General features: G+C 43.8%; 13 protein-coding genes and 1 riboswitch. Of the genes, 4 read left to right on the plus strand and 9 right to left on the minus strand.

The window, feature by feature from the left end:
* The first annotated feature begins 383 nt into the window (after nucleotides 1-383).
* Entirely contained in the window at nucleotides 384-836 is a 453-nt protein-coding gene (locus AB4323_RS24135; RefSeq protein WP_102332808.1) for an RNA-binding protein, read from the plus strand.
* On the opposite strand, the gene murI is transcribed toward AB4323_RS24135, so the two are convergent.
* Genes murI through AB4323_RS24150 form a run of 3 tightly spaced genes read right to left on the minus strand, consistent with a single transcriptional unit; the run spans nucleotide 799 to nucleotide 4,200 of the window.
* Nucleotides 799-1,605, minus strand: a complete 807-nt coding sequence (gene murI / locus AB4323_RS24140) for a glutamate racemase (RefSeq protein WP_372153519.1) — start codon at nucleotides 1,603-1,605, stop codon at nucleotides 799-801. The genes AB4323_RS24135 and murI overlap by 38 nt on opposite strands.
* Before the next feature lie 60 nt (nucleotides 1,606-1,665).
* Nucleotides 1,666-2,331: an ATPase gene (locus AB4323_RS24145; protein WP_061040015.1), complete on the minus strand. Its 666-nt coding sequence runs from the start codon at nucleotides 2,329-2,331 to the stop codon at nucleotides 1,666-1,668.
* Nucleotides 2,332-2,379: 48 nt separating this feature from the next.
* Nucleotides 2,380-4,200, minus strand: a complete 1,821-nt coding sequence (locus AB4323_RS24150) for a TonB-dependent receptor domain-containing protein (protein ID WP_372153513.1) — start codon at nucleotides 4,198-4,200, stop codon at nucleotides 2,380-2,382.
* Nucleotides 4,201-4,239: 39 nt separating this feature from the next.
* A riboswitch (cobalamin riboswitch) is annotated at nucleotides 4,240-4,445 on the minus strand.
* 154 nt (nucleotides 4,446-4,599) lie between these two features.
* On the opposite strand from AB4323_RS24150, the gene trmA reads away from it, so the two are divergent.
* Entirely contained in the window at nucleotides 4,600-5,709 is a 1,110-nt protein-coding gene (gene trmA / locus AB4323_RS24155; protein WP_016783992.1) for a tRNA (uridine(54)-C5)-methyltransferase TrmA, read from the plus strand.
* An 80-nt stretch (nucleotides 5,710-5,789) separates the two neighbouring features.
* Here trmA and AB4323_RS24160 read toward each other — a convergent pair whose 3' ends face one another.
* Together AB4323_RS24160 and fabR are read right to left on the minus strand one after the other, a co-directional pair.
* The gene (locus AB4323_RS24160; RefSeq protein WP_004736696.1) at nucleotides 5,790-6,161 is read right to left on the minus strand and encodes a YijD family membrane protein; all 372 of its coding nucleotides are present in this window, start codon (nucleotides 6,159-6,161) and stop codon (nucleotides 5,790-5,792) included.
* The gene (gene fabR / locus AB4323_RS24165) at nucleotides 6,161-6,802 is read right to left on the minus strand and encodes an HTH-type transcriptional repressor FabR (protein WP_010438693.1); all 642 of its coding nucleotides are present in this window, start codon (nucleotides 6,800-6,802) and stop codon (nucleotides 6,161-6,163) included. The genes AB4323_RS24160 and fabR overlap by 1 nt, the downstream gene beginning before the upstream one ends.
* A gap of 327 nt (nucleotides 6,803-7,129) precedes the next feature.
* On the opposite strand from fabR, the gene sthA reads away from it, so the two are divergent.
* Complete coding sequence (gene sthA / locus AB4323_RS24170) at nucleotides 7,130-8,530, plus strand: Si-specific NAD(P)(+) transhydrogenase (RefSeq protein ID WP_017061048.1); 1,401 nt, start codon at nucleotides 7,130-7,132, stop codon at nucleotides 8,528-8,530.
* 183 nt (nucleotides 8,531-8,713) lie between these two features.
* On the opposite strand, the gene dinF is transcribed toward sthA, so the two are convergent.
* The 4 genes from dinF to AB4323_RS24190 form a co-directional block, all read right to left on the minus strand.
* Nucleotides 8,714-10,069, minus strand: coding sequence for an MATE family efflux transporter DinF (dinF, locus tag AB4323_RS24175; protein WP_017061047.1), 1,356 nt, complete (start codon nucleotides 10,067-10,069; stop codon nucleotides 8,714-8,716).
* A 117-nt stretch (nucleotides 10,070-10,186) separates the two neighbouring features.
* On the minus strand, nucleotides 10,187-11,065 hold the full coding sequence (locus tag AB4323_RS24180) for a class I SAM-dependent methyltransferase (RefSeq protein WP_372153515.1): 879 nt from the start codon (nucleotides 11,063-11,065) through the stop codon (nucleotides 10,187-10,189).
* A 97-nt stretch (nucleotides 11,066-11,162) separates the two neighbouring features.
* A complete protein-coding gene (gene lexA / locus AB4323_RS24185) occupies nucleotides 11,163-11,783 on the minus strand; it encodes a transcriptional repressor LexA (protein WP_019820514.1) in 621 nt (206 codons plus the stop codon).
* A 94-nt stretch (nucleotides 11,784-11,877) separates the two neighbouring features.
* Nucleotides 11,878-12,240 (minus strand): diacylglycerol kinase, encoded by a 363-nt coding sequence (locus AB4323_RS24190; protein ID WP_017061045.1) that lies wholly within the window; start codon nucleotides 12,238-12,240, stop codon nucleotides 11,878-11,880.
* 220 nt (nucleotides 12,241-12,460) lie between these two features.
* On the opposite strand from AB4323_RS24190, the gene plsB reads away from it, so the two are divergent.
* The gene (plsB, locus tag AB4323_RS24195) at nucleotides 12,461-14,884 is read left to right on the plus strand and encodes a glycerol-3-phosphate 1-O-acyltransferase PlsB (RefSeq protein ID WP_372153517.1); all 2,424 of its coding nucleotides are present in this window, start codon (nucleotides 12,461-12,463) and stop codon (nucleotides 14,882-14,884) included.
* The last annotated feature ends 81 nt before the right edge of the window (nucleotides 14,885-14,965 follow it).

Below are 14,965 nucleotides of genomic sequence, written 5' to 3' on the forward strand. Positions count from 1 at the left end.
GTTTAAATTGTTAAAGAGCGCTAGCGTTTTGTGATTCACATCTCAGTCGCTAGGGGTGCGTACTATACCTGCACCACTTTGAGAGTCAAGGGTTATTTTCAAACTCTTTTTCTCTACCGATTTCGCTGTGTGACTTTCGTCTCACTCCGTGTCGGTGAGGCGGCATTATAGAGAGATTGAGATGGAGCACAAGGGCTTTTTGAAATAAAAGTTTTGTTCGCCTAAAAAGCCACCAGATCCGCATTTTTCGAATAAAAACTAAACATTTGAGACGTATCACAGCAATACATTGGAAAAATGGAAGCCATGAACGTAAGATTCATGTGTCTATTTTGTTAATAGTAGATGCGTCTATTTCGTTTATTAATATGTAGTATTCCGATATGAACTCAAAAAAATCGATGTTGTTAATTGTCGCACTGGCTGTATTAGGCGGCATTGTTTTCTCTCAGGTAGATATATCGCCTGCAATTACCTTTATCCTTGGTGTCTTGGCTTCCGCTTTTGTTGTTAACTTTTCAAGCACCGACTCAAAATCAGATCCAGAACCTAAGGCTTCAACCAAAACACTTTATGTGGGTAACCTTCCATACAAAGCGAACGAATCACATGTACGTGAATTATTCTCAGAGCATGGTGAAGTATTTGCAGTACGCTTAATGAAAGACAAACGTACTGGTAAAAGAAGAGGCTTTGGATTTGTTGTTATGGCAAGTAATGATGTGAATCATGCAATCTCTGCACTTAACGATAAAGATTACATGCAACGCACTTTAAAAGTACGTGTTGCAAATGATCCTAAACATCCTGAAACGGACGAATCTGAACTGAGCTAAACCCTAACTGCTTTAACATACTATTTAGTGCACTTTCTTTTTTAGGAAGTGCACTACAAAAAACCTCACGCACTCCCACTTCTTTATTAATGCTTTCCAAACCCAACAAATCTTGAACTCGCTTCGCTATTGCTTTACCAGAATCTATCAGCATTACACTTTCACCTAGTACTTGTTGAATCTCAGATTTGATAAGTGGGAAATGAGTACATCCTAAAACAGCCACATCAATCGTGTTGATCATCGGTTGAAGGATTTTCTGTAACTCTTCAAGGCTAATTTCCTCACCTCTGAGTTTATCTTCGGCCATATCCACCAGCCGAGTAGAACCCAACAGCTCTACTCTTTTATTACTCGAGAAGTTTTTGATGAGCTCGTGTGTGTATTCACGAGTAATCGTCGCGGGAGTCGCAATAAGTCCAACCGCTTTATTAGCCAGTAACGAGGCAGGTTTGATTGCTGGGACAACACCGACAATAGGGATAAGGTTATTAGCGCGAAGTGTAGGCAGGACTATCGTACTGGCCGTATTACAAGCTATCACCACGATATCAATAGCGTGACTAGCCACAAAACTGGCCACGATATTTTGGACTCGCTGAATGAGGACTTGCTGATCGAGCTCACCATATGGGTAAGCCTCGTTATCGAATACATAGATATAGTTGTGATTGGGTAGTAACTGGCTTATCTCTTTATATACAGAGAGACCGCCAACACCAGAATCAAAGACCAATATGTTTTTTTGTATGCTTTCCGACACAACCATTACCTGTAAGAAGTTCCGCAGCAATGATACCCCTTCACTTAGTTTTCGCCAATCATCACTCTATATAATGCAAGCTCGATAGCGTTGATGCACAAAGCGCTCACCCTGCTCTGCATTTTCTAGCTCTATCTTAAGCTTTCCTTTAAAGCATGGCGCTGACGTTACTAAGGTATGAAACTCACCATCTTCACCACATGGGTCGACGTGACTTGGCAAACTGTCAATTAGCTCAGGCGTGTATTCTTTCCCGCAATAGATCATGTCTAATGCATCGCTATCGACTGTGACGAGAAAGGTTTCGATTCCTCTATCTATGATTTCTTGAGCCAGCGCTTGGCTACTCTCTCCCAGTAGAGGAAATACACACTCCCAACCCGCAGGTTCTATATAACTTCTTCGGTAATCAGCAATACCATTGCAAAACATATCGCCGAATGCCACAGCATCAATAGATAAACCCGATCCTTTAAGCGCCGTAACAATCGTACTTTGATAGATTTCATTACTTGGGAAGACTTCCGGCAGCTCAATCGTTATTAATGGCAAACCAATCAATGTTGCCTGCATTCCAACAACCTCAATTGGAGTTACTTGGAAAGGAACCTCATCTCCAACATAGGTAGTATAGAGAGCAACAACTTCATACTCGGTGCTTTCAAGTAGACGTTCTAGGGTTAATGTAGAGTCTTTGCCTGACGACCAACTTATGACGACTTTCTTTTTCATTGATATACCCAATAAGAAAAAACCGCCCGAAGGCGGTTTAGGTGATAATTAGAATTGGTAAGTTAGATTTGCGAAATATCTACGCTCAGGAGCGTTATACCCTAGCGTTGTTTGGTATTTCTCGTCAGTTAAGTTATCAACTCGACCACGAACCACTAACTCAGGAGAAATCCAATACCCTACAGAAACATCCCACAAACTCACTGATGGCAAAATATTATCTGGGTCAGTAATTTCTTTTGGATTACCCGCTCGATCCCCAGTGTATGTATAGGTAAGGTTCACATCAAAATCGTTATATGAAGCATCCATCAACCACTTATAGTTTTCATCAGCACGCTTCGCTAATTTATTACCCGCAGAATCTTTATGATCTTTAAACTCAGCAACAACCGTGTGATGGATGAACCACGTGTCGAAATTACCTGTAATTTCTAACCCTTTCAATTTTGCATCTACGTTTTGAGGATACCAAAACGGGCTACCTTCGTACCAAATGATCAAGTTATCGACTTCATTATCGTATGCTGTCACATCCAGTTTGAATAAATCGAATTCACCGGTATATCCAATCTCGCGGTTTTCGGCTTCTTCAGGTTCTAGGTCTGGATTTGTTGTTAGATCAGAATAGCTCGGAGCTTTAAATGATGTACCAGCAGCCGCTCTAAGTGAGTGCTTTTCTGTTAGGTAATAGCGAGTACCCAAAGACCATGTAGTGTGATTGTCGTAAGTATCATGTTTATCGTTACGCACGCTACCTACAATTTGAACATCACCGAAACGAAGTTCAGAAGAAGCATAAACACCAGTAGTATCGCGAGATTCGCCAGCTAGAGCATCAGGGGAACCATATGACAAGGCATCATCATCAAGTTTTTCTCTACGCCAGTCGGCACCTGCACCAACAGATACGTTCTCATTAACGTAATACTGATTTAAGAACTGCAGGTTCGTCAGATCTATTTTCTTCTGTGTTCCAGCACTGTCTTTACCTTGAGCTTGTGAATAATCTAGGTTTTCGATTGCCTGCTGATTAGCTCTAAAGGTAGAGCTTAAGTTATCACCTTTATAGTCAACAGCGGCTGTAACACTCAAGTTCTCAGAGTAACCATAGTTCTTACCACCCGAGTCATACTCAGTCAGACTATCAAACCAACGAACAGATGCTGTGCCAGTAAAGGCCTCATTGATCGGCTGTGAGTATGACGCAAAAAGATTTTGGCTTTCATAGCCATAATTAAGACCAGTAGCCGGGTCTTTAATATCGTAACCTTCAGTCTCATCAAAACCGCCAGCGAGTTTCAATGTTCCGCCGTTCGACAATTTTCGAGTCGTTGAGAAATTAGCTTCCTTTTGAGCATCACTGCCAGCTCCAACCGCTATCATTGTCGATTCAGTCGAATGAGCAGACTCAGTAATAACGTTAATCACACCCGCTACCGCATCTGAACCATATAAAGCGCCACCAGAGCCGCGAATCACTTCTACTCTCTCAATAATACCTACAGGGATATGATTGAAGTTAATGCCGCCCGCAGCAGAATCGATACGAACACCATCGACTAGAAACAATACTTGATCACTATTATATCCGCGCATAAAAACAGAGGCACTGTGTCCGCGTCCGCCACTTTGAGAAACTTCAACACCAGGCACTCGCTTCAAAACATCCACTAGAGATTTAGCTTGGGTTTCTTCTATTTCTTGTTTTGAAATAACGGTAGTAGAAGCAATAACATCATTTAAAGGTTGCTCAAAACGGTTAGCCGTAACCACCATGGTTTCGTCGGCCGATGCTTGTTGGGCGTGTAAATTGGAGATAGGTGAAAGCAGCGATGCTACAGCAACCGCTAAAAGGGATTTGTTCATGTTGTGATCCTAAATCGCGTAAAGTCCTACCAAACCACATCTTATGGTTTGGCCGCTGGCAGGTATTCGGACTCAAGAGCACAACCCTTATGGTTACCTAATATTCGACTTCCCACAAAAAGCTATTTGCAGTGTCTTATGAATACTCGTTCTCTTTTACCGCTGCGCGTCAGTTCTGGATTTACACCAGATTCCCTCTTCAGCCATCTATACATCTAAATGGCACCAGCTTGCCGAAGATAGTATTGACCTCTGAATCATTTGTCTAGTCTAAGATTGTTATAAGCTATAGTTTTCATGGTCGATTTACATTGAATGGCTCTCAACACTGGACAAGCGCCTGTGATTGAATAAAATCTGCGCTCTTGATTTAAAAGCACGACAGCAAAAGGCATAACAATGGCGAATTTAGATGTAAACCCGCAACGCTACCAAGAACAGCTCGCAGAAAAGACTGAACGTCTTACTGAAATGTTCTCACAATACAATGTGCCTGAGCTGGAAGTGTATGAATCTCCAGAACAACACTACCGCATGCGTGCTGAATTCCGCGTGTGGCATGAAGGTGACGATATGTATTACGTCATGTTCAATCAAGAGACCAAAGAAAAATACCGCGTAGACCAGTTTCCTGCGGCTAGTCGTCTTATCAACGATCTAATGCCTCTATTAACGGATGCAATGAAGAGCAACCACTCTCTACGCCACAAGCTATTCCAAGTAGACTTCCTTTCTACGTTAAGCGGTGAGATTTTGGTGTCACTTCTTTACCACCGTCAATTAGGTGAACAGTGGATTCAAGATGCTAAAGCGCTTAAGCAGCAATTAAATGATGAAGGCTTTAACCTAAACCTGATTGGCCGTGCGCGTAAGATGAAAATCGTACTGGATCGCGACTACGTCATTGAAAAGCTAGATGTGAATGGTGATAGCTATATATACCAGCAAGTAGAGAACAGCTTTACTCAACCAAACGGCAAAGTAGCAGAGAAAATGTTGGAATGGGCTGTCGACTGTACTCAAGACAGCAAAGGTGACTTGCTTGAGCTTTACTGTGGTAACGGTAACTTCTCATTAGCTCTGGCACAAAACTTTGAGCGTGTACTTGCAACAGAGCTAGCGAAGCCATCTGTAGAATCTGCTCAATACAACATTGCGGCGAACAAGATTGATAATGTTCAGATCATTCGTATGTCTGCGGAAGATTTTACCGTAGCAATGGAAGGTAAGCGTGAATTCCGCCGCCTACAGCAAGCAAACATCGATCTAAAGAGCTACAACTGCAACACTATCTTTGTTGATCCACCGCGTTCAGGTATGGACGTTGATACTTGTAAGATGGTGCAAGGCTACGAGCGCATCATGTACATCTCTTGTAACCCTGAAACACTGAAAGAGAACCTAGAGATCTTAAGCGAAACCCACGATATCACTCGTTTTGCTCTGTTCGACCAGTTCCCTTACACGCACCACATGGAAGCAGGTGTGTTCTTAGAACGTAAAGCATAAAACACGCTTTCTCGACCTAAGACAAACAGCAGATACAAAAAAACGAGCCAATCGGCTCGTTTTTTTATTTATAGGTTGGCTTAAGCTGTCTTGCCGATAAAGCCTAACTTCTTACCTACCCAAGCTAAAAGCAGCATCGCGACAATAATCGCAAAGAAGTTTGAACCTGCATCAGGGTGCTGTGCTTTCACAAAAGCCGAGTGGCCAAATGCACCTACAAAGAAACAAGCCAAACCCACTAACGGAATATCTTCAGATACTGGATTAGTTAGGTATTCTTGGTAAAGCGCTTGTACAGCCAAAACTAAAGCAATCAGCGGGAAAATAGAGAAGCCCACTTCGCTCATTGTTACCCAAGATAACAGTGCATCACCACACACACCTGCAACAACAGCAAGTACGAGTGTTTTTCTTTCAGAACCACGGTTTACAGTATTATTTTCATTCGACATTATTCAATCCCGCCTTTTAATCGGTTACGTTCACGTTCTTTACGATACCAAAAAGCCCCTTTGGCCATCATTCGTAATTGCATGATCAAGCGTTCAGCCAATTCATCTCGCTGACGTCGATCTAAATCTAATGCTTCTGCCCCTGAGTTGAAGACCAAGATAACGGAGGCTTCAGCTTGAGTAAAAGCTTCGTCTCGTGTCATGCCAGTCGTTATCAAATATTCGGTTAACTCAGCAGAGAAGTGCTGTATCTCACGAGCTACCGCTGCACGAAACTCAAATGAAGTTCCTGAGCGCTCTCGCAATAACAGTCTGAAGACGTTAGGGCTGCTTTCAATGAATTCCATAAAGGTTTCAACCGATGTACGAATCACACTGCCTTCTTTTACTATGCGTTGCCTAGCTTGACGCATTAACTGGCGCAGCAGTAAGCCACCTTCATCAACCATGGTTAAGCCAAGCTCATCCATGTCTTTGAAGTGACGATAAAAGGAAGTCGGTGCTATTCCAGCCTCACGAGCGACTTCTCTCAAGCTTAGATTGGAAAAACTACGATCGGCGCTGAGTTGGCTAAATGCTGCATCGATTAAGCTGCGACGAGTTTTTTCTTTTTGCTGTGCGCGAATGCCCATTGGTTTCATACTTTATCAATTTCTTCTTTTACAGCCTAAACAGGCATGTCTAATACTCTATTCAATATAACGCGAATCACTTATTTATATAAGGCACTCTGGTTATATAAGACACTAAACATACCTCTTTGTTCACGTACCGAAGTAAATACGTTCGAAGAAAAAATTTCAATATCCACACTGTCATTTGGAGACATACGACATACCAAATATTATTTTTTCGATAACACTGCGTGATCCCACCGACTCTCTGATGCCCTTTTCATGTACCCAAGAACAGAATCAGTTAAAATCTCGCTAAAGCAATGTTACTCAAATATAACAAGGAAGATATCTATGCCGCACTCCAACCACTTTGATGTAATCGTAATTGGTAGTGGCCCCGGAGGAGAAGGGGCAGCGATGGGATTAACCAAAGCCGGGTTGAACGTTGCAATCATTGAGAAAGAGAGCAGCGTTGGTGGTGGTTGTACTCACTGGGGAACCATTCCTTCAAAGGCACTGCGTCATGCCGTAAGTCGTATTATCGAATTCAACAGTAATCCGCTGTTTTGTCAGAACAACAAAAGCATACACTCAACGTTTTCTAACATTTTGGGGCATGCCAAATCGGTTATCGACAAGCAGACTCGATTACGCCAAGGCTTCTACGACCGCAACCAGTGCACGTTGGTCTTTGGTACTGCACGTTTTATCGATACCAACACTGTCTCGGTAATGCAAAGCGATGGCACTGAAGAACATTACAGTGCAGACAAATTTGTTATCGCGACAGGCTCTCGCCCTTACCAACCAGATAACGTCGACTTCCTGCATGAACGTATCTACGACAGTGACTCGATTCTTTCTCTTAAACACGACCCGCAACACATCATCATCTATGGTGCTGGCGTTATTGGTTGTGAATACGCGTCGATTTTCCGCGGTTTGGGTGTAAAAACCGATCTTATCAATACTCGTGACCGTCTGTTGTCATTCCTAGACAATGAAACCTCAGATGCACTTTCTTATCACTTCTGGAACAGCGGTGTCGTGATTCGCAACGATGAAACCTTTGAGAAAATTGAAGGCACTGATGATGGCGTGATCATTCACCTAGAGTCAGGTAAAAAGATGCGCGCTGATTGCCTACTGTATGCCAATGGCCGAACGGGTAATACCGATAAACTGAACCTTGGTGCTGTTGGCTTAGAAGCGGACTCGCGTGGGCAAGTCTCAGTAAATACCAATTACCAAACCAATGTTGACCATGTTTACGCTGTCGGTGATGTGATTGGCTACCCTAGCCTAGCAAGCGCGGCTTATGACCAAGGTCGATTTGTGGCTCAGGCAATTGTGAAGGGTGAAGCTGAACGCCACCTTATCGAAGACATTCCAACCGGCATCTACACCATTCCGGAGATCAGCTCTGTTGGTAAAACCGAGCAAGAACTTACCGCAGCTAAAGTACCGTATGAAGTAGGACGTTCTTCTTTCAAACACCTAGCTCGTGCTCAAATTGCGGGTAAAGATATTGGTAGCTTGAAGATCCTGTTCCATCGCGAAACCAAAGAGATTTTAGGTATCCACGTGTTTGGTGAGCGTGCCGCTGAAATCATCCATATCGGACAAGCGATCATGGAGCAGAAAGGTGAAGCAAATACCATCGAGTACTTTGTGAATACGACCTTTAACTATCCAACGATGGCGGAAGCTTATCGTGTTGCAGCACTCAACGGGCTTAACCGTTTATTCTAGATATAGAACCAATAGGAGTATTTGACCACCCATAGGCCAAATGCATAAAACAGCAAGCCATGCGCTTGCTGTTTTTATTTAAGATATTGAATATTAAGGTATTGATAGTAATTAGATCATGATGTTCTAAATACCCCTTTACCTGTACAGCCTCATTTACTCTCCACAAACAGAGCCCTCGAGCTAAGCGAGAAACTCCCCTTTCTTCCACTGAGAAACAAACAACACACCAAGACCAATTCCGCGCATTGCCATAAAGCTCAGCATCGCTAACCACAGTGCATGGTTCTCTAAACCTGATGCTAAATAGAAAATCGCGAAGAAACTGCAGGTCGCAACAAACATACTATTGCGCATATCCTTGCCCTTAGTTGCTCCAACAAAAATACCATCCAACAAGAAGCACCACATAGACACCAATGGCATTGCGATTAACCACGGTAAATACACCTCGGCTTGACTCTTCACGTCTGGGATTGTGGTGATCATATTGATTAAGCTCGAGCCAACGAGTGCGAACACTATGGTCAGTACCAAACAAATATTGAAGCTCCAGAAGAAAGTTCCAATCAATGACTGGTTCAGCTCATCTTTGTCTTTCGCGCCTATCGCCTTACCGACCATCGCTTCCATTGCGTAGGCAAAGCCATCCATCCCATAAGAGATGATCATCAAGAAACTCATCAACACGGCATTGGCCGCAACAACATCATCGCCAAAGCTTGCACCTTGGAAGGTCATGAAAGTGAAAGTCGCTTGTAGGCATAATGAACGAAGAAAGATATCGCGATTCAATTTCACGAAACGACTCAAACCTTGGCTGGTTTTCTTAAGCAGATCCCATGGCGATGGTAACTGCTTCTTCGCCCAGATTCGGTAAACACAAATTAGGCCAAATGTTAGACCGGCATAATCAGCCATTACAGATGCCAATGCAGCACCTTCCACTTGCCACCCTAAGCCGATAACAAAAACGATATCCAAAACGATATTGGTGATATTGGTGATGATCACCATCCACATTGGCGCTTTGGCGTTTTGAGTCCCGAGCAGCCAACCTAGAATCACAAAGTTAGTCAGCGCGGCAGGTGCACTCCAAGCGCGGATTGAGAAATATTGCTGACCATAGTGCTTAACTTGATCACTGGCGCTACTCAATGAGAAAACTAAATCGGCGACTAAACTGTGTAAAAGTAAAAAGACACCAGCAAACCCTAAGGCCATGGTCACGCCTTGCACAAAAACTAAGCCTAGTTGCTTGCCATCATTCGCACCATAAGATTGTGCAGCTAGCCCTGTTGTCGACATACGCAGGAAACCAAGCAACCAAAAGGTCACGCTGATCATTGTGCCGCCCAGCGCCACACCACCTAAATACCAAGAGTGCTCTAGGTGACCGATAACCGCCGCATCGACTAAGCCCAACAGTGGAACAGTAATATTAGAGAGAACCATCGGGATCGCGAGCAACAGCACTTTTTTATGCATCGCCTGATTGGATAGCGTTTGAAAAATAGTTTGGGGATTAAATAACTTCACGATCACCTCTTAGATTAGAGGCGATAGTTTAACCTAGTGGGTGGGCTTTCACTATGTTGTGGAATTTTACTTATACCGGCTATGTACTCAGTTACTCGAAATACAAAACACCTAGGATTACCACTTAACGAGCACTAACTGCGGCGTTAAACGCTTTTTGACCTGAGAGATCTTACAAAGAAGTCGCTGCCACAATTTCCAACGGTTGCATTGTTGGTCTAGTGGAGAAAACGCTTTTACCCATTGTGCCCATGGCAACCAATTGAGAACACTGTCTATTGGAGAAGATAGGCCATGCGCATACTTTCCTGAACCAAGTTTTTGCCCCAACGTACTTGAGCTTTTATCTCCAGCTAAGACTAAACACGCATGTGCATGAGTAAAGTAGCGACTCAAAGACTGAATGAAGTTCGCCGTCTGCTGTTCATTGCAATCCAGCAGAGCATGTTCACACACCACCATCACCGAGGCTTGTTCTGGAATATTAAGTTCATCCAACCAAGTTAGGTCATCAACAGAGCCACACTCTAAGCGATAGCGTTCATTTTTGTGGAACAAGCGTTGTCGCCAAAGCAGATTCTCGGTTACATCTAACTCAACCCAATGACAGCGGCCATTATCTAAACGGTAGAAACGGGTATCGAGCCCTGCTCCCACGTTAATAATCCAAGCTTCTGGGTTATGAGATAAAAACTGTTGAACTTGAGAATCACAAAGTTGAGTCAGTGTCGCGTAAAGGAGTTGCTGTTGGTCGAGTTCACCGGTAAGACATTCTGGTGCGACCTGGCAACGCTTGCAGGCTTGAGCTGCGATAGGATCATAAACGAGACCATCATCAGCTAGGCTTTCACGGCTACGAAACCAAAGATGCTGAACGAGGTTCGTCGGAACTTGGAATTCTTGATGTGCAGACCCTTGTTCAGAAGAAGCCTTTTGAACAGAGGAGCGCGGCTTACGAGTAAGCGGCTTCATTTGAGGTTTGGTTGGGTTTGGCATCATCATCTTCCTTGTATCTCGACAAAGAAGATGATAATGAATATCAATTACAATGACAAGTTATTGAGAATAAATATCAATAAGCTGTTTGTACTGACTACATCCAGTCGGTGTTGCGAATAATACCAACCGCAAGCCCTTCAATAGACAAGTGTTGAGATTCTAGATCGACATGGATTGGAGAAAACTCTTCATTTTCAGCATGTAACAGAACCGTTGAACCTTTACGTTCTAGGCGTTTTACCGTTACATCATCATCGACACGAGCCACTACAACCTGACCATCGCGTACATCTTGTGTTTTATGAACAGCTAATAAATCACCATCCATAATACCGATGTCTTTCATACTTTCGCCATTTACACGAAGTAAGAAGTCAGCTTGTGGTTTAAACATGCCTGGATCAACTTGGTAATGCATTTCTACATGCTCTTGAGCCAAGATAGGCTCACCAGCGGCAACCTGACCGATTAATGGTAAACCTTGCTCTTCGTTTGCTGCATCTTCAAGCAAAATACGAATACCGCGAGACGCACCCGGGATAATCTCAATCGCTTCTTTACGAGCAAGAGCTTTCAAATGTTCTTCTGCAGCATTAGCAGAACGGAAGCCTAGTTCACGCGCGATTTCTGCACGTGTCGGTGGCATACCGGAATCTTCGATCTTACCTTTGATAAGGTCAAAGACTTGTTGCTGGCGGGGCGTTAACGGCTTCATGATTCACCTGTCTTTTTATACAGTTGACTGTGAGTATATCCAGTAACTGAACAAAAGCAAAGCAATTGGTTGTTTTTAGTTCATTTTTAGCAAATTACAAAAACAGGATCTCTAGCCACACATAACCTGCGAGTGCCAAACAGATGAAAACTGCTGCCGAACCGACATCTTTAGCCATCCCAGAAAGCTCATGATGTTCACTGCCGATTCGGTCGACAACCGCTTCAATCGCGGTATTGATTAGCTCGACAACCATCACCAATACCACCGATGAGATCATTAAGATTCGTTCAACTTGGCTTACATCTAGGTAAAATGCCAACGGAATAAGCACGACCGCCATGAACACTTCCTGTCGAAATGCAGCCTCATTTTTAAACGAACTCGTAATGCCTTGCCATGAAAAGCCTGCTGCTTTGATGATGCGTTTGAATCCGGTGTTTGATTTTTTGGTCATTTTTAACCCTATACTCAATCAGTCGATGAATGATTTTCCACAAACTTAACGGCAATATGACTATTTCCATTAAAAGGTTAGACCAGTTTCTGGTATTCTTGCATCGATTAAATTTACGCCTAGGCTTATCCCTATTTCACTCATAGGATTTATCCTTTTTATCAGAGAAATAGAGATACGCTTCAGCACATTGAAATAACTATTGAGGCAGTGAACCTATATGTCTTCTGGACAATCTTTTTCACGTTCATTAATGAAGCTACCTTTATCCGTATTGGTAAAGGGCACATCAATTCCTTCAAACCCTGTTGAGGATTTGAACATTGATTTGAGCAAACCGATTGTATACGCCTTACCGTTTCGCTCAAGTGTCGACATTCTTACATTGCAAAAACATGCACTTGAATTAGGCCTACCTGATCCGTTGAGCAAGCTTGAAATCAACGGCAAATCACTGCAACGCTACGTTTTTATCTCTTCTCGCAAAACTCTGCTGCAAGACGATGATTATGTACCAAGCTCTTCAATTGAAGTGTTCTCTGAATTGCTTTCACTGCACGCTGACGACTCTGAGCTCGATGTTCAAGTTATCCCTGCTACAGTGCTGTGGGGACGTAAGCCTGGTAAAGAGAATAACCAGAAGCCTTACCTACAGGCAATGAACGGCTTAGAGAAATCAAAAGCTGTATTGCTAGCCGGTCGTGACTGTCTGGTTCGTTTCAGCCCAGTGGTTTCTCTACGCTACATGGCTAACTCACACGGCACCGACAGCACCATCGCGCACAAACTGGCGCGCGTGGCACGTATTCACTTCTCTCGCCAAAAGCTTGCAGCATCAGGCCCTAACCTGCCAAGTCGCCAAGCTCTGTTTGATCGCCTGTTAAAATCAGAAGCGATCAAAAAAGCGATTGAAGACGAAGCACAAGCAAAGAACATCTCGATCGAGAAAGCGAGCAAAGAAGCTCAAGACATCATGGACGAGATTGCTGCGAACTTCTCTTACTCGCTGATCAAGCGTGGTGAGAAGATTCTTGGTTGGCTGTGGAATAAGTTGTACCAAGGCCTGCATATCAGCAACGCTTCAACGGTTCGTAAGTTGGCTCAAGATGGTCACGAGATTGTTTACGTGCCTTGTCACCGTAGCCACATGGACTACTTACTGCTTTCTTATGTGCTTTATCATGAAGGCATGGTGCCGCCGCACATCGCTGCGGGTATCAACCTGAACTTCTTCCCTGCCGGTCCTATTTTCCGTCATGGTGGTGCGTTCTTTATTCGTCGTAGCTTCAAAGGCAACAAGCTGTACTCGACGATTTTCCGTGAATACCTAGCGGAGTTGTTCGCTAAAGGTTACTCAGTAGAGTACTTCAGTGAAGGTGGGCGTTCTCGTACAGGTCGTTTATTGCAAGCGAAGACCGGCATGTTGGCGATGACTATTCAAGCGATGCTGCGCGGCATGAATCGCCCGGTGACTTTGGTTCCTGTGTACATCGGCTACGAGCACGTGATGGAAGTGGCGACTTACGCAAAAGAACTTCGTGGTAAGCGTAAAGAGAAAGAAAACGCGAGCTTAGTGATTCGTACCATTCGTAAGCTGCGTAACTTTGGTAAAGGCTACGTGAACTTCGGTGAGCCAATTCAACTGAACCAATACCTGAATGAACACTCACCTGAGTGGACCAAAGACATCGACCCAATGGGCACTAGCAAACCACAATGGATGAACCCGGTGGTTAATGACTTGGCGACCAAAATGATGACGCACATTAACGATGCGGCAGCGACCAATGCCCTGACCCTTTGTGCAACGGCACTATTGGCTTCAAGACAGCGCGCATTGTCTCGTGACTCTTTGGTTTCTCAGATTAATTGCTACCTGTCTCTGCTTAAGAATGTTCCATATTCGGCAACGTTCACTGTGCCAAAAGACAGCGCTGAAGATTTAGTAAAACATGCTGAATCACTGAACAAGTTCTTGATTGAATCAGACTCAATGGGCGACATCATTTCGCTAGACCGTCACCAGTCAATTCTGATGACCTACTACCGAAACAACATCATTCACTTGTTTGCTCTGCCATCGTTAATTGCACAGATGACTATTCGTCAACGCGGTTTATCAATTGACGCGATCCAAGAGAACGTTGCTGCTATCTACCCGTTCTTGAAGAAAGAGCTGTTCCTAAGCTACGACGAAGACAAGCTTGAAGGCGTGGTTTCTAACATCATTGAAGAGCTGGTTAACCAAGGTATGCTTGTGGTTTCTGATAATGAAGTCACCATCAACCAATCAAACAGCCAAGCACTGATGCTGTTAGGTCGTACGATTTCAGAAACGCTACAACGCTACTCTATTGCTTTGAACCTGTTAGCAGAGAACCCTGATCTGGATAAATCCGATCTTGAACAGAAGAGCCAAGACATTGCACAGCGACTTGGTCGTCTGCAAGGCATCAATGCACCAGAATTCTTCGATAAAGGCGTGTTTGCTTCTATGTTCGCAACGTTGAAGCAGCAACAGTACCTAGATAACGACGGCAACTGCGATTTAGAGAAGACTCAGCAATTCGCTAAGCTTCTTTACTCGATGCTTTACCCAGAAGTCCGTCTGACTATTCAAGAGAGTATTCACCAAGTCGAGTAATTCCTGTATATAGCAGGGCTCTGATAGCAGATTCAACGCGATCAAAAAAGGCACCCACTGGGTGTAATGCCGATCAGTTAA

Origin of the sequence: Vibrio sp. 10N.261.52.C11, from assembly GCF_041471405.1 — a bacterium.
GTDB lineage: Bacteria > Pseudomonadota > Gammaproteobacteria > Enterobacterales > Vibrionaceae > Vibrio > Vibrio crassostreae_C.